The organism is Spongiactinospora rosea (assembly GCF_003315795.1).
Lineage (GTDB): Bacteria > Actinomycetota > Actinomycetes > Streptosporangiales > Streptosporangiaceae > Spongiactinospora > Spongiactinospora rosea.
Window position 1 is genome coordinate 825,895 of the sequence record NZ_QMEY01000001.1, and the last position, 21,254, is coordinate 847,148.

Annotated in this window: 28 protein-coding genes and 1 tRNA gene; 18 read left to right on the top strand and 11 right to left on the bottom strand. The window is 69.8% G+C overall.

Annotated elements, in window-relative coordinates; genetic code table 11:
• The first annotated feature begins 80 nt into the window (after window positions 1-80).
• The 3 genes from DP939_RS04290 to DP939_RS04300 all read left to right on the top strand — a co-directional run bounded on the left by DP939_RS04290 (window position 81) and on the right by DP939_RS04300 (window position 2,324).
• Window positions 81-944 (top strand): SDR family oxidoreductase, encoded by an 864-nt coding sequence (locus tag DP939_RS04290; RefSeq protein ID WP_113979010.1) that lies wholly within the window; start codon window positions 81-83, stop codon window positions 942-944.
• A 392-nt stretch (window positions 945-1,336) separates the two neighbouring features.
• On the top strand, window positions 1,337-1,513 hold the full coding sequence (rpmF, locus tag DP939_RS04295) for a 50S ribosomal protein L32 (protein ID WP_113979013.1): 177 nt from the start codon (window positions 1,337-1,339) through the stop codon (window positions 1,511-1,513).
• A gap of 103 nt (window positions 1,514-1,616) precedes the next feature.
• Window positions 1,617-2,324 carry a YqjF family protein gene (locus DP939_RS04300; RefSeq protein WP_147267861.1) on the top strand — a complete coding sequence of 236 codons (708 nt, stop codon included), beginning with the start codon at window positions 1,617-1,619 and terminating at the stop codon, window positions 2,322-2,324.
• Here the strand turns inward: DP939_RS04300 and DP939_RS04305 are convergent, their stop codons facing one another.
• The 3 genes from DP939_RS04305 to DP939_RS04315 all read right to left on the bottom strand — a co-directional run bounded on the left by DP939_RS04305 (window position 2,325) and on the right by DP939_RS04315 (window position 3,556).
• On the bottom strand, window positions 2,325-2,594 hold the full coding sequence (locus tag DP939_RS04305) for a DUF3817 domain-containing protein (RefSeq protein WP_199564923.1): 270 nt from the start codon (window positions 2,592-2,594) through the stop codon (window positions 2,325-2,327). It abuts the gene before it with no gap.
• Window positions 2,591-3,055: a hypothetical protein gene (locus DP939_RS04310; protein WP_113979506.1), complete on the bottom strand. Its 465-nt coding sequence runs from the start codon at window positions 3,053-3,055 to the stop codon at window positions 2,591-2,593. The genes DP939_RS04305 and DP939_RS04310 overlap by 4 nt, the downstream gene beginning before the upstream one ends.
• A 66-nt stretch (window positions 3,056-3,121) precedes the next feature.
• Window positions 3,122-3,556 (bottom strand): MarR family winged helix-turn-helix transcriptional regulator, encoded by a 435-nt coding sequence (locus tag DP939_RS04315; RefSeq protein WP_225878034.1) that lies wholly within the window; start codon window positions 3,554-3,556, stop codon window positions 3,122-3,124.
• 66 nt (window positions 3,557-3,622) lie between these two features.
• On the opposite strand from DP939_RS04315, the gene DP939_RS04320 reads away from it, so the two are divergent.
• Together DP939_RS04320 and DP939_RS04325 are read left to right on the top strand one after the other, a co-directional pair.
• A complete protein-coding gene (locus DP939_RS04320; RefSeq protein ID WP_225878035.1) occupies window positions 3,623-4,216 on the top strand; it encodes a TetR/AcrR family transcriptional regulator in 594 nt (197 codons plus the stop codon).
• A complete protein-coding gene (locus DP939_RS04325) occupies window positions 4,213-4,737 on the top strand; it encodes a hypothetical protein (protein WP_113979020.1) in 525 nt (174 codons plus the stop codon). Before DP939_RS04320 ends, DP939_RS04325 begins: the two co-directional genes overlap by 4 nt.
• Here the strand turns inward: DP939_RS04325 and DP939_RS04330 are convergent, their stop codons facing one another.
• Window positions 4,738-5,403: a response regulator gene (locus DP939_RS04330; RefSeq protein ID WP_113979022.1), complete on the bottom strand. Its 666-nt coding sequence runs from the start codon at window positions 5,401-5,403 to the stop codon at window positions 4,738-4,740.
• Complete coding sequence (locus tag DP939_RS04335) at window positions 5,400-6,521, bottom strand: sensor histidine kinase (protein WP_199564924.1); 1,122 nt, start codon at window positions 6,519-6,521, stop codon at window positions 5,400-5,402. Before DP939_RS04335 ends, DP939_RS04330 begins: the two co-directional genes overlap by 4 nt.
• Window positions 6,522-6,618: 97 nt before the next feature.
• Between DP939_RS04335 and DP939_RS04340 the strand changes: the two genes are divergently transcribed.
• From DP939_RS04340 to DP939_RS04350, 3 genes are all read left to right on the top strand, one after another.
• The gene (locus tag DP939_RS04340) at window positions 6,619-7,320 is read left to right on the top strand and encodes a class I SAM-dependent methyltransferase (protein ID WP_113979508.1); all 702 of its coding nucleotides are present in this window, start codon (window positions 6,619-6,621) and stop codon (window positions 7,318-7,320) included.
• Between the two features lie 296 nt (window positions 7,321-7,616).
• Window positions 7,617-7,931, top strand: a complete 315-nt coding sequence (locus DP939_RS04345) for an SAV_915 family protein (protein WP_113979028.1) — start codon at window positions 7,617-7,619, stop codon at window positions 7,929-7,931.
• Window positions 7,883-8,293, top strand: a complete 411-nt coding sequence (locus tag DP939_RS04350; RefSeq protein ID WP_199564925.1) for a DUF4259 domain-containing protein — start codon at window positions 7,883-7,885, stop codon at window positions 8,291-8,293. The genes DP939_RS04345 and DP939_RS04350 overlap by 49 nt, the downstream gene beginning before the upstream one ends.
• Here DP939_RS04350 and DP939_RS04355 read toward each other — a convergent pair.
• A complete protein-coding gene (locus tag DP939_RS04355; protein ID WP_113979033.1) occupies window positions 8,250-8,801 on the bottom strand; it encodes a flavoprotein in 552 nt (183 codons plus the stop codon). The genes DP939_RS04350 and DP939_RS04355 overlap by 44 nt on opposite strands.
• On the bottom strand, window positions 8,798-10,171 hold the full coding sequence (locus tag DP939_RS04360) for an XRE family transcriptional regulator (RefSeq protein WP_225878036.1): 1,374 nt from the start codon (window positions 10,169-10,171) through the stop codon (window positions 8,798-8,800). The genes DP939_RS04355 and DP939_RS04360 overlap by 4 nt, the downstream gene beginning before the upstream one ends.
• Window positions 10,172-10,337: 166 nt before the next feature.
• On the opposite strand from DP939_RS04360, the gene DP939_RS04365 reads away from it, so the two are divergent.
• Complete coding sequence (locus DP939_RS04365) at window positions 10,338-10,634, top strand: hypothetical protein (protein ID WP_147267862.1); 297 nt, start codon at window positions 10,338-10,340, stop codon at window positions 10,632-10,634.
• A gap of 15 nt (window positions 10,635-10,649) precedes the next feature.
• Here DP939_RS04365 and DP939_RS04370 read toward each other — a convergent pair whose 3' ends face one another.
• Window positions 10,650-11,210: a hypothetical protein gene (locus DP939_RS04370; protein ID WP_147267863.1), complete on the bottom strand. Its 561-nt coding sequence runs from the start codon at window positions 11,208-11,210 to the stop codon at window positions 10,650-10,652.
• A gap of 1,019 nt (window positions 11,211-12,229) precedes the next feature.
• On the opposite strand from DP939_RS04370, the gene DP939_RS04380 reads away from it, so the two are divergent.
• Window positions 12,230-12,487 carry a hypothetical protein gene (locus DP939_RS04380; RefSeq protein ID WP_147267864.1) on the top strand — a complete coding sequence of 86 codons (258 nt, stop codon included), beginning with the start codon at window positions 12,230-12,232 and terminating at the stop codon, window positions 12,485-12,487.
• Between the two features lie 47 nt (window positions 12,488-12,534).
• Here DP939_RS04380 and DP939_RS04385 read toward each other — a convergent pair.
• A tRNA-Gly gene (locus tag DP939_RS04385) sits at window positions 12,535-12,608 on the bottom strand.
• 89 nt (window positions 12,609-12,697) lie between these two features.
• Between DP939_RS04385 and dcd the strand changes: the two genes are divergently transcribed.
• The 3 genes from dcd (at window position 12,698) to DP939_RS04400 (ending at window position 15,140) form a co-directional block, all read left to right on the top strand.
• A complete protein-coding gene (dcd, locus tag DP939_RS04390) occupies window positions 12,698-13,273 on the top strand; it encodes a dCTP deaminase (RefSeq protein ID WP_113979049.1) in 576 nt (191 codons plus the stop codon).
• Between the two features lie 241 nt (window positions 13,274-13,514).
• Complete coding sequence (locus tag DP939_RS04395; RefSeq protein ID WP_113979052.1) at window positions 13,515-14,132, top strand: DUF47 domain-containing protein; 618 nt, start codon at window positions 13,515-13,517, stop codon at window positions 14,130-14,132.
• 9 nt (window positions 14,133-14,141) lie between these two features.
• Window positions 14,142-15,140, top strand: coding sequence for an inorganic phosphate transporter (locus tag DP939_RS04400; protein WP_113979054.1), 999 nt, complete (start codon window positions 14,142-14,144; stop codon window positions 15,138-15,140).
• 6 nt (window positions 15,141-15,146) lie between these two features.
• On the opposite strand, the gene mshD is transcribed toward DP939_RS04400, so the two are convergent.
• Window positions 15,147-16,085: a mycothiol synthase gene (gene mshD, locus DP939_RS04405; RefSeq protein WP_113979057.1), complete on the bottom strand. Its 939-nt coding sequence runs from the start codon at window positions 16,083-16,085 to the stop codon at window positions 15,147-15,149.
• Window positions 16,086-16,189: 104 nt separating this feature from the next.
• Between mshD and DP939_RS04410 the strand changes: the two genes are divergently transcribed.
• Window positions 16,190-17,911 (top strand): bifunctional metallophosphatase/5'-nucleotidase, encoded by a 1,722-nt coding sequence (locus DP939_RS04410; RefSeq protein WP_113979060.1) that lies wholly within the window; start codon window positions 16,190-16,192, stop codon window positions 17,909-17,911.
• A gap of 8 nt (window positions 17,912-17,919) precedes the next feature.
• On the opposite strand, the gene DP939_RS04415 is transcribed toward DP939_RS04410, so the two are convergent.
• On the bottom strand, window positions 17,920-18,636 hold the full coding sequence (locus DP939_RS04415) for a winged helix-turn-helix transcriptional regulator (protein ID WP_113979062.1): 717 nt from the start codon (window positions 18,634-18,636) through the stop codon (window positions 17,920-17,922).
• 140 nt (window positions 18,637-18,776) lie between these two features.
• On the opposite strand from DP939_RS04415, the gene DP939_RS04420 reads away from it, so the two are divergent.
• Genes DP939_RS04420 through DP939_RS04435 form a run of 4 tightly spaced genes read left to right on the top strand, consistent with a single transcriptional unit; the run spans window position 18,777 to window position 21,130 of the window.
• Window positions 18,777-19,028, top strand: coding sequence for a MoaD/ThiS family protein (locus DP939_RS04420; RefSeq protein ID WP_113979065.1), 252 nt, complete (start codon window positions 18,777-18,779; stop codon window positions 19,026-19,028).
• Between the two features lie 59 nt (window positions 19,029-19,087).
• Window positions 19,088-19,771 (top strand): LmeA family phospholipid-binding protein, encoded by a 684-nt coding sequence (locus DP939_RS04425; protein WP_113979067.1) that lies wholly within the window; start codon window positions 19,088-19,090, stop codon window positions 19,769-19,771.
• A complete protein-coding gene (locus DP939_RS04430) occupies window positions 19,752-20,351 on the top strand; it encodes a sigma-70 family RNA polymerase sigma factor (protein WP_113979068.1) in 600 nt (199 codons plus the stop codon). The genes DP939_RS04425 and DP939_RS04430 overlap by 20 nt, the downstream gene beginning before the upstream one ends.
• Window positions 20,348-21,130 (top strand): anti-sigma factor family protein, encoded by a 783-nt coding sequence (locus DP939_RS04435; protein ID WP_113979069.1) that lies wholly within the window; start codon window positions 20,348-20,350, stop codon window positions 21,128-21,130. Before DP939_RS04430 ends, DP939_RS04435 begins: the two co-directional genes overlap by 4 nt.
• The last annotated feature ends 124 nt before the right edge of the window (window positions 21,131-21,254 follow it).

A 21,254-nucleotide genomic window follows, 5' to 3' on the forward strand; every position in this document is an offset into this window, starting at 1 on the left:
GATTGTCGTCAGAGCAGCACACATGGTTACAGGAACATCCGGTGGCGTTAGCCGTACGCGACCCCGGGCACCCGGAGGGCATGGCACAGGAATCCAAGAGCGAACGGCCGGAGCAGAGCCAGCCGTACCCGGGGCGTACCCGCGAGATGGCGCCAGGGCCCAACGACGAGATGCGCGACTACGCGGGCCGGGACCTCCTGGCGGGCAAACGGGCGCTGATCACCGGCGGCGACTCGGGGATCGGCCGCGCGGTCGCCGTCGCGTTCGCCAAGGAGGGCGCGGACATCGCCATCGCGTACCTGAGCGAGCACGAGGACGCCGCGCACACCAAGAAGCTGGTCGAGGCCGCCGGACGGCAGTGCGTGCTCATCCCCGGCGACCTCGCCGACGCGAGCCGCTGCCAGGCGGCCGTCCAGCAGGCGGTCAGCGAACTGGGCGGGCTGGACATCCTGGTGAACAACGTGGCCTGCCAAGCCGGGGTCGAGTCCCTGGAGGAACTGTCCGACCAGCAGTGGGAGCACACGTTCGCGGTCAACATCCACAGCTACTTCCGGGTGACCAAGGCGGCGCTGCCGTACCTGAAGGCGGGCAGCGCGATCATCAACACCTCGTCCATCAACGGGCTGCGCGGCAACAAGTCGCTGATCGACTACGCGGCCACCAAGGGTGCGATCAACGCGTTCACCTACTCGATGGCGCAGAACCTGGTCGATCGCGGCATCCGGATCAACGCGGTGGCCCCCGGCCCGGTCTGGACGCCGCTGATCCCGGCCACCCTGCCGCCGGAGAAGGTCGCGATGTTCGGGCAGCAGGTGCCGATGCGGCGGGCCGCCGACCCGGACGAGATCGCGCCGTCGTACGTGTTCTTCGCGTCGGAGAAGCTGTCGTCCTACTACACGGGCGAGGTCCTGGCCCCGATCGGTGGAGAGACCCTGCCGGGCTGAACCCCGGCGGTCTTGGGGTGTGCGACTCCGATCACCACCCGGTACGGCATGGTCTGGCCTGGCCGGAAAATCGATTGACGTGCCGCGGCGCGGTTTCCTAGCCTGCCGACATGGACAGCCCCGAGGCATCGAGACGCTAGCCGCCGCCCGTCCGGCGGTTTCCGCGATGTCCTGTCATCGGATCGCCGTTGTGCGCGCTGTCCGCCGTCCGGGCCGCGCCCTGGCCGCTTCTCAGGCCGGCGCCGATCCGCGTTCTCGATGCGGAGTTCCATGCCTTTCGCCATCCATGGTCTCGGGGACGGCGTCGCCCTGAGCCTGCGGCCCGAGATCGGGCCCGACCCGCCCCTCCTTCTCCGACCCTGTGCACAGCCCAGCGAGGAGAAGGACGTCCGATGGCCGCATCCGGCTTCAGAAGGAAATCACGGGCCAACACCAGGTCCCGCCGTTCGCAGTGGAAGGCGCGGCCCGCCGCGCTGACCCGCTGCCCCAACCCGGCTTGCGGCGAGCGCACGTACGCGCACCGGGCCTGTACCGCCTGCGGGCAGTACCGGGGCCGCCAGGTCCTGTAGCACCCCGTGGAACCACGCGCCCACCGGCCCGCTCGTACGGCCGGTGGGCGTGTTAGGGTGCGGCCCTGCTCATGGCCGGGAGGATGAGGGGGAGGTACGGACGGTGAGTGAACCGCCGGTGTCGCTGCCGGTCATGTATCAGCGCTGGTCGTGGATGACGTTCGCGCACTGGCGCTATCCGGCGCCGGTCGTTCAGAGACTGCTGCCCGATGGGCTCACCGTGGAGACGTACCGCGATGACGCCTGGGTGGGGCTGGCGATGTTCCTGATGGAAGGGGTACGCCCGCCGGGGTTGCCCGCCGTGCCGTGGTTGTCACGGTTCCCCGAGACGAACGTGCGGACCTACGTCCGCGACCGGCAGGGGCGCAGCGGGATCCGGTTCCTGTCGCTGGACGCCGCGCGGCTGCCCGCCGTGCTCGGCGGGCGGGCCGGTTTCGGGCTGCCCTACTTCTGGTCGCGCATGTCGGTCGGCAAGGCCGGGCCGCGCGTGCGCTACCAGTGCCGCCGCCACTGGCCCGGACCGCGCGGGGCGCGCGGTGACGCCGAGGTCGAGGTGGGCGAGGCGTTCACCGAAGACGAGTACGACGAGCAGTCGCACTTCCTGATCGAACGCTACCGGCTCTTCACCCGCATGGCCGGACGCCTGGCCACGGCCAGGGTCGAGCACCCGCGCTGGCCGCTGCGGCACGCCCGGCTGCGCGCCCTGGACCAGAGCCTGCTCCAGGCGGGCGGCCTCCCCGAGCCGTACGGCTCGCCGCTGCTGCACGCGTCGGCGGGCGTTCCGGTGCGGATCGGCATGCCGCACCGGTGACTATCGCTCGCGGGTGTCGCCGCGCTCGAGCCGCCGTACGGCGAGCAGCCCGCCGATGCCCGGGATCAGCGCGCGCAGCCGGACCCCGGGCACGATGGGCGCGCGGGCCAGCAAAGTGATCATGATGACCACGAGGTAGGCCGCGCCGTGCAGCGGGCCCATGACCGCACTGACCGGCTTGGCGTGCGCGGTGACCAGGTTGACCAGCAGAATCACCAGCGAGATCGCCTCGATGGCGGACGCGAGGCGCAGTACCGGCAGCCCGCTCATCCGGCCGCTCCCGAGCCGGGCTGGACGACCATCAGCACCACGATGGCGGTCCACAGCAGGTTGTAGACACCGGAGAGCATGCTCAGGGTGCGCAGCCCGGCGCGGTCGCCGGGGTCGGCGAGCGCGTCGCGCTGCCGCGGGTAGATCTGCATGGCGACCAGGCCGCCCGCGACGGCGGTGAGGATCATCGCGAGGATCACCCAGAGCTGCATGGTACGGCCCTGCATGACGGCCAGGACGAGCCCGGCGACCGGCACGATGAGGCCCGCGATGCCGTAGCCGCGGGTGATGCGGTGCAGCGCGGCGGCCACCGCGCGGCTGCGTTCCTCGGGTGGGTCCGTGCCCGCGGGCACGGTGGCGGCCAGCGGTACGTAGCGGGGGAACAGGCTGGTGGCGATGGCCGAACCGCCGACGAACACGATGCCGCCGATGATGTGCACCACGAGCAGGAGGGCTTCCACAGGCGTCTCCATGACCTTCAGGGAGCCTGAAGCTTAACACGCAACCTTCAGGGTCCCTGAAGGGGCTCAGGACTCCTGGGTGAGCACCGTGCGGATGGTCTCGGCCACCCGCCGCCGCATCGGATCGGCGTCCGGGCCGAACAGCTCCTCGTCCACCCCCCGCAGCGCGGTTTTCGCCGCCCGCAGCAGCCGCGCGCCCTCCTGCGTGAGCTCGATCGCCGAGGCCGCCCCAGCGCGGGCCGTGTTGTCGCGTACCAGGCCCGCGCCCACGAGCGTTCGCACGGCCCCGTGCGCGCTCTGCACGGTGATCCCCGACATCCTGGCCAGGTCGCTGAACGAGATGCCGGGCACCGCGGCGATGTGACCGAGCATGCCGAACCTGCCCACCGTGAGGTCGAGCGGCGCGAGCGCGGCGTTGAGCCGGGTCTCGACCTGCCGGGCCAGGGTGAGCACGACGATGGAAGGGCTGGTCGGGGGGCTGGTCCGGTCGTCTTCGGTCACACCTCCAGTGTTCCGTAGGTTGCCTTGTCCATGGACTATGACTGACCGGTCAGTCATAATGCTGCCATGATGAGCCCCAAACGCGTGGACAAGTCCGCCAGGCGGCAGGAGATCCTGGAGGCGGCGGTGCGGGTCTTCGCCCGCCGCGGCTTCGCCGCCGGCCGCATCGAGGACGTCGCGGCCGAGGCCGGGATCGCCAAGGGCAGCGTCTACCTCTACTTCGACAGCCGCGAGGAGATCCTGCAGGCCGCGTTCGAGGCGCTGGCCGCCGGGTCCCGGGAGATCGTCGGCCGGGCCCGTACCCCGGGGACCCCGCCATTGGACCGGCTCGCCGCCCTCATCCGCGACGTGATCGCCTCGGTCACGGTCAGCCCCGAGCCGGCCCGCCTGCTGCTCGACCTGTACGGCTCGGGCGCGCGCGAGGAGGGCCTGCCGCTGCACATGGCCGAGATCTACCGCGAGTACCGCACGGTCATCGCCGCCCTGCTGGCGGAGGCCGCCGCCGAGGGCTCGGCCCGGCCGGGCGTGGGCGCGGCGGAGGCCGCCGTGATCGTCGGGGCGATCGAGGGCTGCCTGCTGCAATGGATCATCGATCCGGCCCTCCCGATCACCGAGCTCACCGGGCCCATCGTCACCGTGTGCCTGGGCGGGGTCCGATGAGCCGGGCCATCGGCGACATGCTCATCGCCCCTGAGGCCACCCGGGGGGAGACGGTGACCGCGTACGCCACGGCGGCCGCCGGGGCCGTGCTGGCGGGGCTCATCAGTGCGCATGCCGGGCACGGCCGGCCGGTGGTCGCGCTCCTGGCCCTGGCCGGCTTCGACCTGTTCGGCGGGACGGTGGTCAACGCCACCGCGTCCGCCAAACGCCGCTTCCACCGGCCGGGACGTACCGCCAGGCACCACTTCCTCTTCGTCGCGGGCCACGTCCATCCCTTCCTGATGGCGCTGCTGGTGCCCGGGTTCGGGTGGGGGGCGGCCGGGGCCGTCTACGGTTTGGCGGTGACGGGGGCGCTGGGCGTGCTCGCGACGCCTGCCGAGCTGCGGCGTCCGGTGGCGTTCGCGGTGGCGGCGCTGGCGTCCACGGTGAGCGTGACGCTGCTGGCGATCCCGGTCGAGGTGGCGTGGTTCGCGCCGGTGCTGTTCGGCAAGCTGCTGCTCGGCCACATCCTGCCCGAATGATCAGCCGGTGAGGCCCGCCTCGTAGGCGAGCAGGCCCGCCTGGGTCCGGTTGGCGCACTGGGTCTTGGCCAGCACCCGGGAGACGTGCCCCTTCACCGTGGCCTCGCCCACGAACAGCGCCGCCGCGATCTCCGCGTTCGACATGCCCCTGGCCACGCACGCCAGTACCTCCCGCTCGCGGTCGGTCAGCTCGGCGAGCAGTGCCGTACGCCGGCCCCGCGCCTCGCGACGCCGGCCACCGGCGGCGAGCAGGCTGTCCGTGGCCGTACGGGACATCACCGTGTGCCCGCCCGCGGCCACCCGCACCAGCCCGATCAGCTCGCGCGGCGGCGTGGACTTCAGCAGGAAGCCCGACGCGCCCGCGTCCAGCGCGCGCAGCACGTAGTGGTCGGCGTCGAAGGTGGTCAGCACCACGATGTACGGCGGGGCGGCCAGCTCCTTGATGCGCCCGATCGCGGTGATCCCGTCCACCTCCGGCATCCGCAGGTCCATCAGCACCACGCCGGGCCGGTGCCGGATCACCGCCTCCACGCCCGCCGCGCCGTCGTGCGCCTCGCCGACCACGGTGATGTCGCCGGATGAGTCCAGGATCGTACGCAAATGGGCGCACACCATCGGCTCGTCGTCCACCACGACGACCCGGACAGGGTCCTCGGGTCCGTTCATGTGCGGGCGGGCACCTCCTTCGGCAGCGTAACCTCTACCTCGAACCCGCCCTCGCCGTCCGGGCCGGCCCGCAGCGTGCCGTTGACCAGCGCGACCCGCTGCCGCAGGCCGAGCAGCCCGGTACCCGGGCCGCTGCCGACCAGGGCCGGGTCGGCGGCCCTGGCGGGCGCGGTGTTGCGCACGCTCAGCCGTACGGCGTCGCCCGCGTACTCGACCTGGACCCGCGCGGCGGCCCCCGGGGCGTGCTTGCGCACGTTGGTCAGCGCCTCCTGGACCACCCGCCGCGCCGTACGGCCGACGGCGGGCGAGACCGGCGACCGCTCCCCGGACTCCACCAGCTCGACGGCCACGCCGACGGACGCCGACTCGGCGACCACGTCGTCCAGGGCGGGCAGCGGCGCGGCCTCGTTCGTGCGGCTCGCGGGACGGTCGCCGGGGTCGCCTCCGCGCAGGACGCCGACGAGTTCGCGCAGCTCGTCGAGGGCCTGGCAGCCGGTCGCGCGCAGCGACTCGGCGGACTCCCGGGTCGCCGCGTCGGCCGAGGACACGTTCAGCGCGCCCGCCTGGAGCACCATCAGGGTCACCCGGTGCGTGACGAGGTCGTGGATCTCGGCGGCCAGGCGTACCCGCTCCTCGCCGCGGGCCTGCTCGCCGAGCAGATGCCGCTCGCGCTCGGCGCGCTCGGCCCGCTCGCGCAGCGTCGCGATGAGCTGGCGGCGCGCGGTGACGTACAGGCCGAGCAGCACCGCGCCCGCGGTGAACATCGCGGTGCGCACGCCCGCCTCGGCGGGCGACGCGAGCGGCAGCGCGACGAGCGCCACCGCGGCGGCGACGACGGCCGGCCCACGGACGCTGGTGAACGCCATCAGGGCGTACGCGGCGAAGGGCGCGGCGGGCGGCCACCACAGCACGTCCGGGCCGGCGGGGATCGCGCCGGAGACGGCCAGTACCGCCGTGGCGGCGGCGGTGAGCCAGGCCACCGCCAGGGGCGCGTGCCTGCGCAGCGCGAGCAGCAGCGCGGCGGCGACCACCACCACCGGGCTTTTGCCGAGATGCTCGGCGCTCAGCATCAGGCAGGCGACCACCACCAGCGCGTCAAGGGCCCTGTCGCGGATCACAGGCATCAGAGTAGGCCGGTGGCCGCCCCTGCGGCCCCCTCCGAAAGTCGGGTTCTCGGACGTCGCATTGGGCGGATGGGGACTAGTGTGGCCCGCCATGACCGACTTCATCTCCCTCCCCTTCTATGACCTCCTCCACGAGAACGCGCACGTCCCGGCGGTCCGCGAGAAGCTTCCACCGCTGCTCACCGGCGTACGGCGGAGCATCCTGGAGATCGGGGCGGGGTCCGGTCTGATCACCATCACCCTCGCCGACAGCACCCCCGCCGAGATCTTCGCCCTGGAGCCCTCGCCCGGCATGCGCGGCATCCTGCTGTCCCGCCTGACCGGCCGCCCCGAACTCCTCAAGCGGGTGACCGTCCTGCCGTACGACGCCCTGAGCCTGGACCTGCCCGAGCCCGTCGAGGCCATCGTGATGATCAACGTCATGTACGCGATGGAGCCGGAGTACCGCGAACGGCTCTGGCCGGTGCTCGCGGGCGCGCTGGAACCGGGCGGCCTGCTCGTCTTCACCTGGCGCGACGGCGACCTCCCGGCCCCGCACCCCCTGAAGGAGATCGACTCCCGCCAGGTGGGGCGGCACACCTACGCGTCCTTCTCCGAGATCATCGAGTCAGGGGAGGGGCGGATCAGGTACCGCACGGTCTACCGGGTCATCGCGGACGGCAAGGTCATCGACGAGGAGGACATCGTCGGCAACGCCTACCGCCCGGCCTGGAACGTCCTTGAGCCCGAACTCACCGCCGCCGGCTTCACCTGCGCCGCCGCCCCCGACGGCCTCCTCGCCTGGCGTAGGTAAACTGCGTTAAAGCGAAAAACCTCATCATTTACACCATACCCACCGATTATCCCGGACTTTGCGATTTACCATCCGGGCGAAGAAGTAAATGCCTATCGTGAGCCCCGGAGGCGGCGAATACGGCCGCCCTGGCAGGCAGACCCACCGTCGCTGTTCCCTCGCCGCCTCCATTGGCGGCATGTCAACATCGCGTAAGTACTCCCGGGCTCCCCGTCCAGATCGCGTAGGAACGGGGCCGACGTCGTTCCAACGGGCCTAACGTCACGGTTGCACGCCTCGTCCAAGGAGGAAGTCCGATGCCTGCCCAACCGTTCTACGTGCCCATACGCGCTGGTCGAGTCGCCGCCGCCCTCCGGCTGTTCCGCACCGCGGCGGGCGACCGGACCGCGGTGGCCTTCTCCTCGCCCGCCCGCCTGACGAAGGTCCTCGGCCACGACCAGAACTGGATCCGGCTCAGCGAGCCCGCCCTGCGCCGTATGCTCGACGGACTCGACATCGCCGGCATCGTCATCGACCCGGCGGGATGCGGAAGAACGGTGGGATCTGAGTGGGCGCCTGGGACGTGGGACCGTTCGACAATGACACGGCCGCCGATTGGTGCGGCGACCTGAACGACGCCGAACCGGCCGAACGCCTCGACATGATCCGCCAAGCCCTGGCGGACGCCGCGGACACCGACGGTTACCTGGACAGTTCGGAAGCCTGCGAGGCGCTCGCCGCCGCCGCCATCGTCGCCGCCCAACGCCCCGGCGGACCTGAGATCGACGACGTGTACGGCCCCGATTTCCTGTCCGGCGGCGCCCCCATCGAACTCCCCGCCGACTTGGCCCCGCTCGCCGTCCGCGCCATCGACCGCATCCTCGGCGACCACTCCGAATGGCGCGACCTCTGGGAAGACAGCGGCGCCCTCCCCAAGGCCCACGCCGCCCTCACCCCCATCCGCGCCGCCCTCCTCCCCCATCCAGCCCCTTGAGCGCCAGCCCCCACGGATAATCCTCAAACCGCTGATTGCCCGCCCCCACCGGATGCGGCTCGAACCCACCCGCCCCGAGCAGCACCCGAACGCCTTCACCACGTAAATCAGCCACACTACGGCGAAACGGAGCACGAGAGGCCAGCGCCGCATTGACAAAGGGCAGAACGACAACAGGAATACCCGAACCCGGCGCCTCGGAAAGCACCCCCAGCGCATAGTTGTCGGCTATCCCCTGTGCGAACTTGTTGATCGTATTGAACGTGGCCGGAGCCACAATGATCGCGCCCGCCCGGGGACTCCTGGGCTCCCCGGCCTCCCGATACCGACTGCGAACCGGCCGGCCGGTCTGCCTCTCCAAAGCCTCGGCGTCGATGAACCCGAGCGCAGCCGGAGTGGCAATGACCTGAACCGCCCACCCGCCCTCGTGCGCCATGGCCACCAACCGCCCGACCTCACCAGCAGGCCCGGCCCCACACACGACGACGTACAGAACCGGCTGGTTCACGCCCGCACCCCCATCGCGGCGGCATACTCCCGGACTTCACGCCGCACACCGGCCGGAGCCGTCGTACCGATGTCCCACAACAACCGCGACCCACCGGGACGGCCGGTGACTTCCTCAGGCGCGATATCGGCGGCGGCCCGCAGGACGCCGAGCGCCCGATCGTGCCTCCCGCACATCAGCAACGCACGAGATGTGTCAAGGAGCATCACGGCCTTGCGCTCATTGATCGCCAGCGCCTGGATGTCCACCTCCCGGGCGTACGCGATCGCAGTGCCCGCATCCCCCAGCCGCAGCGCGACGCTCACCCGGTGGCACAGCACATTCCCCGGCCCGAAGGCGGTCCACATGTGGTTCCCCTCGTACCCGAGCCTGCGGCCCGCGTCGGCCGCCTCGTCAAGGAACTCCACGGCAGTACGCCGATCCCCGGCCTTGGCGGCGGCGACGGCCCCGCGCAGAAGCAACACCCCATAGACCGACAATTCATCCGCCGACGCGTCGCTCCGTAGTTCGCTACCCATTCGCTGAGCGGCCGCACGGGCGAAATCAGTGGCGGCACGATGCCGCCCGCCGTCCATCAGGGCGTGCACGACGATACGCGAACTGGAACCGATCACGAGCGGGCTCTGGCTGACCTCAGCGGCCTGCACACTGCGATCGGCGGCCAGCCAGGCCATTCCCTTGTCTTCCTGTTTGAACAGAATGGAGGCGGCGACATGGTGCACTTCAGCAGACAGCGCGTAGGCGCGTAGCCGCGTGTCACCCGCTGAATTCGCGCACACCGTTTGAAGATCACGCAACAGGCCCGGCAGTACGGCGACCACCTGGCCGTAGCGGCAGGCTTGGTAGTCCCGCTTGGCAGTGGCGACAGCGTCAGCGAGCAGGCCAAGCCGGACCGGACGATCAGCATGTGAAGAACGGCCGACCAGGGCCATGGCCAGGTTGTCGAGGGCGTCGCCGCCCGGCTCATCGATAGCCGCCGAGAACAGCGCGCCCCCTGTCAGCCCGACGAACTCACGGCGTCGCACGTCGTCCTCTCCCCGGCTCGGGGGATCAGTCTCTGATGTTCTGTTCGCGAGGGTATCAATGGAAATCGGGGGAAGCTCGGGACATGCCTTGATAGCCCGCCTTGTCGGTGTGAACCCCAGATCTTCGGGGGCGAGCCGGGTCAGTTCCGTCAGAGCCAGCCGGTACGGCTCCCGAGGCCAGGACACTTCCCCTGTCTCCCACCGGCGGATACGTTCCTCATCGCAGACAAGGCCATACTTGATGCCGCTGTGGGTGAGGTTGACCATCTTTGCCATTTCACCCCGTGACAAGTCTGCCTTGATGCGCCACTCCCAAAGCCGGGCATTCTGCTGTTCTGCTGCCATCAGCGCCCTTCTTTCCGCCTGGATGATCGAAAAGGGTTAAGAGGGGGTCTTCTCAGGGGGGTTCGTGGCCACGCATTGCCGATGAAGTTGTCATCGACCGACCACGTTACGTCACCTGGGCGCTCGACACAGGGAGCACCAGCGAATCAAGAAGGCGCGATGAGCCATGAACTCAGAAATGTCCGCGCGGCTGACCGCCGTCGCACTGGGAGCCCGACACATCGAGGAGGAAGCGGACAAACTGGCCCTGCTGCAGAACGCGCTGCTTCGCCGCGGGGTACAGGGCGAGTTGCGGAGCGACGGCCCGGCATTGCTGATCCGGCGGCGGATGCCAGGCATGCCGGTGTGGGTCTTCGTCGGGTACGGCGGCGCATACTACTCCTGGCAGTCGGCCGAGCGGCGGCATCCCGCCGGTGACGTGGAAGGAGCCGCCGAAGTCCTCGCCCACTACGTTGAGAGTTGACCGCTCACCGGCCGGTCACGGGAGGTGTTCCCGTACAGTGAGCCATTGGTCGAGTTCGGTGATGATCGTCGGGTCGGTGAGATGAGGGCGGAGCATTTTCGCCGAGCTCAGGAGGTTCTTGCAGTGGCGTAGCGAACGGATCTCCGATATCGGGCGTTCTTCCCAGTTGAGAGACCATGTCGCCGCCTGCTCCCGATCGAGGGGAAGGACATGGAGAATATCGGCCCCGAGCACGTCGGGGTCCCATTCGGGATCGCCGTTGGGGCCCAGGTCGGTAATGATGAGCATCCGGAGCCTGAAGCGGCTCATGTCCCCTGACACTTTGTCCATGCCGCAGGCTTCCGCCCGGCTGAGGGCGTACATGGCCGTCTCGGCCAGCATGCGACGTGCTTCGCCGAGCGCAGGTTCGCTCACGTGGGACTGGTTGATGCAGTACGCCGCGAGCCAGCAATTGATCAAATCCGAGGGTGTTTCGGCCACAATGGAAGTATGCCCAGCCGAATGGCGGGCCGTCACGATCACCAGAAAATCAGGACCGAAGCGGTTCGGATCAGCATGATGTGGCGCTGCCGGCATGCAAGGTGCATATGCTGCTTCCTACCCAGCCTCCGTTCAAAGGCCCAGCAGAGCGGTATGGTAGCTGAAGATCCAGGTGGGGATGGACGGAGGCTCATTTCGCCGGACGGGGCAGGGGGATTACTGTTGCCGTGGGTGGCCGGTGCCGGCTCATCTGGGGCGGTCGGTCGTGTGCCAGGGGGGGAGCCGGTGGCACATGCGCGGGCGGAGCAATGATCTCCAGCCGCCTACGGCTTCGGGTGACCCTTTCGGCGCTCATCGTCGAGCTGTAGAGCCTTCGCCGAGAGTGTTCTCCTTGTGGCCTGGTTTCAGGTACGCCAGGATGCGTCACATGCGCTTACTTCGCTTTCTGCCCTTCCTGCCCGCTTTCATGCTGCCTCCCCTCCTGATAATGAGAGTTTGGTGGCTTGCGATGGTCCCCTTGGTTCTGCTAGGGCTTGCGGGCATCGGCCTTTCGCTTTGGGCGGTTCACAAGGAGAACGTTGCTCGCGAGGCTTGGGAGCGCGAAGCTGGTTATAGTCCCCAGCCGAGCCGAAACACTCTGGTCGCGATGGGCAGGTGGCTGGCGAGGCACTAAGGGCGCGCTTGTGCGGCCAACGGGGTTGCCATCATCGTGCGGGGCGGGCGGCGTGGCGGGAATCGAACCCCCGCTGCCAGCCCGCGAATTCGGCATCGCGATTGCCTCCTCGCCACCTCACCCAGGCGTACGCCGATGGCGCGACGGTCAGTCCATGATCTGGGGTCGCTCGCGCGCCGCGTGCATTTCACCTTGCTTGATCATCCCGTCTGCCGTTGACCCGCCCGAAGGAAAAGCGGGCCGTGGCGACCCTGTGGATCACGCGGCGATCATCTCGGAGCCGGAATGCCCCCGCCGGAGGCGTAAAGAGGTTGGCCGGGCAGTGGGTTCGGCGGGACCATGAGCCATGGGGTTGTTCAACAGGCTGAAGTTACCCGAGCCGCTCACGTGCCCGAACTGCGGTGTGGTCGGCAGTTGGACCGCGCAGTTCAGGTTCGGAGCGGTGGACCTCATCGACTATGAGGTGGGTCAGCATCTGATCTGGGAGGAGCGGCGGGGTGTGGAGGGGGAGCCCGGCCGTCACCGAGTGCTCGCCCAGGGTGTCCTGGAGGGGTGCGGGCACTGCGGGATGTACGACTTCGGCGGCAGCCTGTGGGAGATGGTCGTCATCGAGATCGTCGATGATGTGATCGTCTCAGTGGTGCAGGACACCAGCGGTGAAGGCTGGTGGGAGGAAGACTGGCGAGTGCTCGAGGAATAGGGTAACGCCGAGTCGAGCGCAGGCCGCACGCAACCAGGGGGATCGGTTGGAGCGGGTGACGGGAATCGAACCCGCGCTGTCAGCTTGGGAAGCTGAAGTTCTACCATTGAACTACACCCGCGTGCGTTGAGGCGCGAGACCACTCTAGCGGAAACCGCGGGTGGTCGAGCCATTGTCCGGGTGGGGGGCGGAGCCGGTAGGTTGCCTCACGTGCTGCTTTCCGATCGTGACATTCTCGCGGAGATCGAGGTCGGCCGGGTCGGGCTGGATCCGTTCGAGCCGGCGATGATCCAGCCGTCCAGTATCGACGTGCGGCTCGATCGTTACTTCCGGGTGTTCGAGAACCACCGTTATCCGCACATCGATCCCGCCGTCGAACAGCCTGACCTGACGCGGATGGTGGAGCCGGATGGGGATGAGCCGTTCATCCTGCATCCGGGGGAGTTCGTGCTGGCGAGCACCTATGAGGTGATCCGACTGCCGGACGACATCGCGTCGCGGTTGGAGGGAAAGTCCAGTCTGGGGCGGTTGGGGCTGGTGACGCACTCGACGGCCGGGTTCATCGATCCGGGGTTCGAGGGGCATGTGACGCTGGAGTTGTCCAACCTGGCGACGCTGCCGATCAAGTTGTGGCCGGGGATGAAGATCGGGCAGTTGTGCATGTTCCGGCTCAGTTCGCCGGCCGAGCATCCGTACGGGTCGGCGAAGTACGGCTCCCGGTACCAGGGCCAGCGCGGGCCGACGCCGTCCCGCTCGTACCTGAACTTCCACAGGACACGGATCTAGACACGGGCACCCGGTACCGACCAGACGCGGTCACCAGGCCATAGGATGCGTACGGGCTGGCAAAAAGCCATCAAAGTCCAGCAAAACGGACGAAGGCCAAGAGCCTCCCAATGTTGGTGTCAGGGATCACAACGGGGGTAGCCAGAGCTAGAAGACCGGGTGACAAGCGGGTGAAGTTCGCATATCCGCTGGCTACCCGTACTCTTCTCTGCGGACCATCCCCGCACATCTGGAGAACGACGTGCGCCTGCGTCTCACGCCCCGTGAGGACAGTTACTACGACTTGTTCGCGGACTCGGCGAACAACCTGGTCACCGCGTCCCGCCTGTTGGTCGAGATCATCGGCGACGGGTCGGATCGGCAGGCCCTCGCCGAGAAGATGCGTGCCTGCGAGCATGCGGGCGACGATCGCACCCACGCGATCATGAAGCGGCTCAATGAGAGCTTCATCACGCCCTTCGACCGCGAGGACATCTACCGCCTCGCCTCGAACCTCGACGATGTGATGGACTACATGGAGGCCGCCGCCGACCTGATCGTGCTCTACAAGATCGACCACCTGCCCAAAGAGGTCATCCGGCAGGTCGAGGTGCTGGAGCGCGGCGCCGAGCTGACCGCCGAGGCGATGCCCCGGCTGCGTTCGATGAAGAACCTGAACGAGTACTGGATCGAGATCAACCGCCTGGAGAACCAGGCCGACCAGATCTACCGCAGGTTGCTGGCCAAGTTGTTCGGCGGCGAGTACGACGCGCTCACCGTGCTCAAGATGAAGGAGGTCATCGACCAGCTGGAGATGGCCGCCGACGCGTTCGAGCACGTCGCCAACACGATCGAGTCGATCGCCGTCAAGGAAAGCTAGTAAGGCACAGTGGAGCTAGCACTCGTCATCGGCGTCATCGTCGTGGCGTTGGTCTTCGACTACACCAACGGTTTCCACGACGCGGCGAACGCGATCGCGACGTCGGTGTCAACGCGCGCCCTGACGCCCAGGGCCGCGTTGTTCATGGCCGCGGCGATGAACTTCCTGGGGGCGCATCTCGGCACGGCCGTGGCGGACACGGTGGGCAAGGGGATCATCGATCCGCCCGCGGGGGCGCACGGACTGGTGGTCGTCGGATCCGGGCTGGTCGGCGCGATCACCTGGAACATCATCACCTGGTACTTCGGACTCCCGTCCTCCAGCAGCCACGCCCTGATCGGCGGGCTGATGGGCTCGGCGCTCGCCGCGTCCGCGGTCGTGCACTGGGACGGTGTGCTCGCGAAGGTGGTGGTGCCTATGATCCTGTCTCCGCTCATCGGCTTCTCGCTCGGCGCGATCATCATGATAGCGATCTTCTGGATCTTCCGTCGCACGCAACCGGGAAAGGCCAACCGCGGTTTCCGCTACGCGCAGACCGTGTCGGCCGCCGCGATGGCGCTCGGCCACGGGCTCCAGGACGCCCAGAAGACGATGGGCGTGATCTTCCTGGCCCTGGTGGTCGGCGGGCACGCGTCCACCGACGACCCGATCCCGCAGTGGGTCATCCTGGCCGCGGCGGGGGCGATCTCGCTCGGGACGTACGCGGGCGGCTGGCGGATCATGCGTACGCTGGGCCGCCGCATCATCGCCCTGGACCCGCCGCAGGGCTTCGCCGCGGAGTCGGCCGCGGCCGGCGTCCTGTACAGCGCGGCGATGGCCTTCGGCGCGCCCATCTCGACCACGCACACCATCACCAGCGCGATCATGGGCGTGGGCGCGACCAAGCGCCTGTCCGCGGTGCGCTGGGGGGTGGCGGGCAACATCGTGACCGCCTGGGTCCTCACGATCCCGGCCGCCGCGCTGGTGGCCGCCCTGAGCTACCTGGCCTTCCACTGGCTCCTGGAGTAAGGGAACCTAGCCCTTCCGGTACATCACGTCGGTGTCCCAGCGGGCGAACCCGAGCCGCTCGTACACCTTGATCGCCGCCTGGTTGGCCTCGTCCACGTACAGCATCACCTGGGCGAGGCCACGGTCGCGCAGGTGGTGCAGCCCGGCCAGGGTGAGCGCACGGCCGAGCCCGCCGCCCTGCCGGCCGGGGTCCACCCCGACCACGTAGACCTCCCCGATGGGCCCGTCCTCCCCGCCCGCGTGGACCTTGGTCCAGTGGAAGCCCACCAGCCCGCCGTCCCGCTCGGCCAGGAAGAACCCCGCCGGGTCGAACCACTCCTCCTGTTCGCGCAGTTTGAGGTCGTCCAGCGTCCAGGCGCCCTGTTCGGGGTGGTCGGCGAAGGCGCGGGCGTTCAGCGCGAGCCATTCCCGCTCGTCCTGTCCGGGGACGAACGTGCGCAGCCGTACGCCCGCGGGCGGCCCGAAGTCCGGCAGCGGTTCGGACAGCGACCGGCGCATCCGCCACAGCGAACGGACCCGGGTGAGGCCCGCCGACGCGGCCAGCCGCCCGGCCGCGGGCAGGTCGCCGTGCGCCCACAGCCGCAGCCGCCCGCCCGCCTCGGCGAGCACGGCGGCCAGCAGCGCCCCGCCGTACCCCCGGCCGCGCCACGCCGGGTGCACCACCAGTTCACCGCTGGGGCCCTCGGCGTCGTCCGCGTCGTCCGCGTCGTCCGCGTCGTCCGCGTCGTCGGCAGGGTCGAGATGGGCGAATCCGGCCACCGAGCCGTCCGGCGCGCGCAGCAGCACGGCCTTGGCCCGCTCGTCGCCGCCGTGCAGCAGGTGCAGCATGACGTGCTCGTTCAGCGGCCGTACGCCGTCCGCCGCGGTGGCCGCGTCCACGAGGGCCAGTACTGCGGCGGTGTCGTCTTCGTCGAGCCTGCCCCGCGTTTCGACCTGCGCATCCATGGCTGAAGCCTAGATCCAGCGGCAAAAGACGCCATCTTCCGGGGGGTTGATTCGTTACCTCTAGGACATTCGCCGCATAGATCGTCGGCTTACTGTCTGGGTCCATGACGACGTCACGTTCCAAAGTGCGGTGGGCCGCGGCGGCCGGGTTCTCGGCCGCGGTCTGCACGGCGCTCGCGCTGGGCGGCCCGGCCCCGGCCGCCGCGGCCGGTCAGGCCGCCCACCCAGGCCAGGCGAGCGGCAAGGCGAGGGCGGTCCCGGTACGGCTGATCGCCGTCAACGACTTCCACGGCAACCTGGAGCCGCCCACCGGCTCCGGCGGCCGGATCGTCAACGAGGCGGGCCAGACCGTGGACGCCGGCGGCGCCGCCTACCTGGCCAGCCACATCAAGGCGCTGGCCAACAGGAACAGCACCGTGGTCGCCGCGGGCGACCTGATCGGCGCGACGCCGCTCATCTCCGCCGCCTACCACGACGAGCCCACCGTCGAACTGCTCGGCAAGCTGGGCCTTTCGGTGTCGTCGGTCGGCAACCACGAGTTCGACGAGGGCTACCGCGAACTGCTGCGGATCTCCAACGGCGGCTGCCACCCCACCGACGGGTGCACGCCCGCGGGCAAGTGGCGCGGGGCCCGCTACGACTACCTGGGCGCGAACGTCCGCTTCAAGAAGGCCCCGGCCCTCCCGGCGCTGGCCCCGTTCTCGATCAAGAAGATCAACGGCGTCAAGGTCGGCTTCATCGGGCTGGTCACCAAGACCACCCCGTCCATCGTGACGGCCGAGGGGATCAAGGACCTGACGTTCGCCGACGAGGTCGAGTCGGCCAACCGCACGTCGCGGGCGCTGCGGCTGCTCGGCGTACGCGCCCAGGTCGTACTCGTGCACGAGGGCGACCAGGTCACCCCCAACCAGAGCCCGGACGCCTGCCCGGTGATCGTCGGCGCGGGCAGCCGGATCGCCTCGGGCGTGAGCCCCGAGGTGGACATGGTGGTCATGGGCCACTCCCACCAGGCGTACGTCTGCAAGACCAAGGACCCGGCGGGCGCCGACCGCTACGTCAGCCAGGGCTCGTCGTTCGGCCGGGTGCTCACCACGCTGGACTTCAAGGTGGACACCCAGACCAAGGACGTCGTGCGTTCCACCGTCGCGGTGGACAACCACGTCGTCACCCGTGACGTACCGGCCGACCCGGAGATCGAGCGGTTCGTGGCGACGTGGAAGGAGCGGGTCTCCGAGGTCGCCAACCGGCAGGTCGGGACCATCACCGCCGACCTGACCCGCACGCCGGGCCCGTCGGGGGAGTCCCCGCTGGGCGACGTGATCGCCGACGCCCAGCTCGCCGCGACCAAGACCGGCGGCAACGCCGAGATCGCGCTGATGAACCCGGGCGGCATCCGCGCCGACCTCACCCACGCCCCTGACGGGGTGGTGACGTACGGCGAGGTGTTCACCGTCCAGCCGTTCAACAACCTGATGCAGGTCATCACGCTGACCGGGGCGCAGCTCGACGCGCTGCTCGAACAGCAGTACCAGGTCAACCGGGTGCTCCAGCCGTCCGCGTCGCTGACCTACACCGTCAGCTCCTCGGCCCCGGCCGGCTCGAAGGTCTCCGGCATCAAGGTCAACGGGACGCCGGTCACTGAGACCCAGCAGGTCAGGGTGGCCGCCAACAACTTCCTCGTGGGCGGCGGCGACGGCTTCTCGGTCTTCACCCAGGGGACCGACGTGTGGAGCGGCCCGCTGGACATCGACGCGCTGGTGAACCACTTCACCGCGAACTCCCCGGTCGCGCCCCCGGCGACCGACCGGATCACCGTCGTGCCGTAGCCGCAGGCTCAGTGGTGGGCGGGCTCGCGCTCCTCGGCGTGCTGCTCGCCCCCACGGTCGGGGACGAACCGGTAGCCCACGTTGCGCACGGTGCCGATCAGCGACTCGTGCTCGGCGCCCAGCTTGGCGCGCAGCCGCCGGACGTGGACGTCGACCGTGCGCGTGCCGCCGAAGTAGTCGTAACCCCAGACCTCCTGCAGCAACTGCGCGCGCGTGAAGACCCTGCCGGGGTGCTGGGCGAGGTACTTCAGCAGCTCGAACTCCTTGAACGTGAGGTCGAGCGCCCGGCCGCGCAGCCGGGCGGTGTAGGTGGCCTCGTCGATGGACAGGTCGCCGCTGCGGATCTCGTCGGGCACCTCTTCGGCGGCGGCGATGGACCGCCGGCCGGTGGCCATCCGCAGCCGGGCCTCCACCTCGGCCGGTCCGGCGGTGTCCAGCAGCACGTCGTCGGCGCCCCACTCGGCGCTCATCGCGGCCAGGCCGCCCTCGGTGACGATCACCAGCAGCGGGCAGTCGAGGCCGGTGGTCCGCAGCACCCGGCACAGGCTCTTGGCCTGGACCAGCTCGCGGCGCGCGTCGACCAGCACGGCGTCGGACGGGGGCGCGTCGATCAGTGCCGACGCCTCGGCGGGCGCGACGCGCACGGAGTGGAGCAGCAGGCCGAGCGCGGGCAGCACCTCGGCGGACGGCTCCAGGACGTTGGTGAGCAGGAGCAGATTGCTCAACAGGCTCCGCCTCCTTCCGGCCTGGACGGCCAGGACGGCCCGTCGCGCGGGCGGCCCGTCCCATGTAGTGAGGATAACGGACCGGTATCGCGCGCCCGCGCTATGGTCATGAACGTGGGACGAGAAGGGGCGAAAGGTCGATGGTGACAGGAACGATCCGCTACTGGGCCGCGGCGAAGGAGGCCGCGGGGATCGCCGAGGAGCCGTTCGAGGCGGCCACGCTCGGCGAGCTGATCGCCGAGGTCACCCGGAGCCGGAGCGAGCTGGCGAAAGTGATCCGCAGGTCGTCGTTCCTGGTGGACGGTGACCCGGTCGGCAAACGCGACCACGCCACCGTGGAATTGCGGCGAGGATCGACGGTAGAGGTACTTCCGCCCTTTGCTGGCGGTTGATCCCGGGCTTCCGTAATGTTCGGATCAGCCGCAGGACTCGCGCCCACCGAAGGAGAGCGATGCGCAAGCTGGTCGTCTTCTTGATCGTGCTCGCCGTCGTGCTGGGTGTGGTGGACCGCGTGGCCGTGTCCGGCGTGGAGCGCGAGATCGCCAAGCAGGTGGCCGCGCAGTACAAGTTGAGCACCCAGCCCACCGTGACGATCAGCGGCATCCCCTTCCTGACCCAGGCGGTCGGCGGGCGCTACGACGAGATCAACCTGCAGATCGGCTCGCTGACCCGCAAGGGCGTACAGCTGTCCGGCGTGACCGCCACCCTGTACGGCGTGTCCGCCCCGCTGCTCGACCTCATCCAGCGCCCGTCCGCCGCGAAGATCACCGCCGAGCGGGTCACCGGGGCGGTGACCGTCCCGCTGTCGGTGATCGAGCAGCGCGCGCCCAAGGGGGTCAAGCTGTCCGGCGACGGCGGTACGCTCAAGATCGCAGGTGAGATCAACCTGCGCGGGGTGCCCGTCCCGCTCTCCGCCGACCTGAAGGTGGACGTGGTCAAGGGCGGTGTACGGCTCGCGCCGGTCAAGGTGGTCGTGGCGGGCGGCATCCAGGTGCCGCCGGAGGCGATGCGTTCGATGACGTACACGATCCCGGTACAGGGCCTTCCGCTCGGCCTGAGGGTGACGGCCGTGGAGATAGTCCCGGAAGGACTGCGAGTGACCGGTGAGGCGAACGATGTTCCGCTTCGGGCATGACCGCCGGGGGCGGGAGCGGCGGACCTCCGGTGAACCGCATCTGCGGGCCGTACGTGATGAGGGTGTGAGTCCAGTCGCGGGTACCGCCGATGAGGAGCTGATCAGAGCCCTCTTCGACGAGCATGGCGGGCCGCTCTACGGCTACGCGCTGCGGCTGACCGGTGATCCAGGACGTGCGGAGGATGTCGTGCAGGAGACGCTGCTGCGGGCGTGGCGGCACCCCGACGCGCTCTCCGGGCGTCCGGTCCGCGCGTGGCTGTTCACGGTGGCCCGCAACCTCGTCGTCGACCAGCACCGGGCGCGCAAGTCGCGCCCCCAGGAGACGGGGGACGAGGCGCTGGCCGTGCTCCCCGCCGAGGACGAGCTGGAGCGCGCGGTGGAGTCGTGGGCGGTGGCCGAGGCGCTGGGGGCGCTGCGGCCGGAGCATCGCGAGGTACTGATGGAGGTCTACTACCGGGGGCGTTCGGTGAAGGAGGCGGCGCAAGAGCTGGGCATTCCGGCCGGCACCGTGAAGTCGCGCTCCTACTACGCCCTGCGGGCGCTGAAGCTGGCGCTCGAAGAGCGGGGGCTGGCGCCATGATGAGCTGTGCGGAGGTACGGCTGTCGCTCGGCGCGCTCGCGCTGGGCGCACTCGACGCCGACGAGACGGTGATCGTCGAGGCGCACCTGGCCGAGTGCGCCGAGTGCCGCGCCGAGTACGACGAACTGGTGGGGGTCACGGCCTTCCTGGGGCGGGTCTCCGCGGGCGACGTCGCCCAGGCGGTGCGCCCGCCGCGGGCCGTGCTCGACCGCATGCTCGACGCGGGGGTCAAGCGGCGGCGCAGGTCGCGCGTGCTGCTCGCGGCGGCGGCAGCGGCCGTGGTGGTGGCCGGTGGCGGGGCCGTGGTGACGGCCCTCACCAACACCGCGACCACGCAGCCGACCGTCGCGAGCGCGCAGGACGCCCCGAGGACGCTGAACGCGCCGCCGGAGGCCGCGCGCGACTCCGACCCGGACGCCGTCATGCCGAAGGCCGCGCCCGACGACTCGGCCGCGCTGGCAGAGCAGGTGCCCGCGCGCACGCTGCGCGGCAAGGACGGCGAGATCAGCGGTCATGTGCAGGTCTTCTCCGAGGAGAACGGCAGCCGGGTCGAGGTCAGCCTGGACGGCGTGCCGCCGGGCGCGCGGTACGACCTGGTCGCGGTCGGCCGGGACGACACCAAGAAGGTCGCGGGCAGCGCCATCGCGGCCGAGGCCCGCTACACCAGCGAGCCCGGCCACTCCTTCACCGGCAACACCAGCTTCACGCCCGGCGAGATCCAGCGGTTCGAGGTCGTGGACGCGTCCGGACGGCTGCTGCTGACCCTTCAGGGACCGTGACGACCGTGACCCGGATTTTCGACCCGGTATAGGGGAAGATATCCGGGCATCGCCGGGTTGCACCCGAGCGATGGAAGGGTTGCTCGTGGCACTGGCGACTCTCGCCGCGGCGACCGTCTTCGGC

Excerpts from the sequence above, each read along its gene's own strand:
- DP939_RS04290 (WP_113979010.1), top strand. The coding sequence starts at position 81 with ATGGCACAGGAATCCAAGAGCGAACGGCCGGAGCAGAGCCAGCCGTAC.
- rpmF (WP_113979013.1), top strand. The coding sequence starts at position 1,337 with ATGGCCGCATCCGGCTTCAGAAGGAAATCACGGGCCAACACCAGGTCC.
- DP939_RS04305 (WP_199564923.1), bottom strand. The coding sequence starts at position 2,594 with ATGAGCGGGCTGCCGGTACTGCGCCTCGCGTCCGCCATCGAGGCGATC.
- DP939_RS04320 (WP_225878035.1), top strand. The coding sequence starts at position 3,623 with ATGATGAGCCCCAAACGCGTGGACAAGTCCGCCAGGCGGCAGGAGATC.
- DP939_RS04325 (WP_113979020.1), top strand. The coding sequence starts at position 4,213 with ATGAGCCGGGCCATCGGCGACATGCTCATCGCCCCTGAGGCCACCCGG.
- DP939_RS04330 (WP_113979022.1), bottom strand. The coding sequence starts at position 5,403 with ATGAACGGACCCGAGGACCCTGTCCGGGTCGTCGTGGTGGACGACGAG.
- DP939_RS04340 (WP_113979508.1), top strand. The coding sequence starts at position 6,619 with ATGACCGACTTCATCTCCCTCCCCTTCTATGACCTCCTCCACGAGAAC.
- DP939_RS04345 (WP_113979028.1), top strand. The coding sequence starts at position 7,617 with ATGCCTGCCCAACCGTTCTACGTGCCCATACGCGCTGGTCGAGTCGCC.
- DP939_RS04360 (WP_225878036.1), bottom strand. The coding sequence starts at position 10,171 with ATGGCAGCAGAACAGCAGAATGCCCGGCTTTGGGAGTGGCGCATCAAG.
- DP939_RS04365 (WP_147267862.1), top strand. The coding sequence starts at position 10,338 with ATGAACTCAGAAATGTCCGCGCGGCTGACCGCCGTCGCACTGGGAGCC.
- DP939_RS04370 (WP_147267863.1), bottom strand. The coding sequence starts at position 11,210 with ATGCCGGCAGCGCCACATCATGCTGATCCGAACCGCTTCGGTCCTGAT.
- mshD (WP_113979057.1), bottom strand. The coding sequence starts at position 16,085 with ATGGATGCGCAGGTCGAAACGCGGGGCAGGCTCGACGAAGACGACACC.
- DP939_RS04410 (WP_113979060.1), top strand. The coding sequence starts at position 16,190 with ATGACGACGTCACGTTCCAAAGTGCGGTGGGCCGCGGCGGCCGGGTTC.
- DP939_RS04420 (WP_113979065.1), top strand. The coding sequence starts at position 18,777 with ATGGTGACAGGAACGATCCGCTACTGGGCCGCGGCGAAGGAGGCCGCG.
- DP939_RS04425 (WP_113979067.1), top strand. The coding sequence starts at position 19,088 with ATGCGCAAGCTGGTCGTCTTCTTGATCGTGCTCGCCGTCGTGCTGGGT.
- DP939_RS04430 (WP_113979068.1), top strand. The coding sequence starts at position 19,752 with ATGTTCCGCTTCGGGCATGACCGCCGGGGGCGGGAGCGGCGGACCTCC.
- DP939_RS04435 (WP_113979069.1), top strand. The coding sequence starts at position 20,348 with ATGATGAGCTGTGCGGAGGTACGGCTGTCGCTCGGCGCGCTCGCGCTG.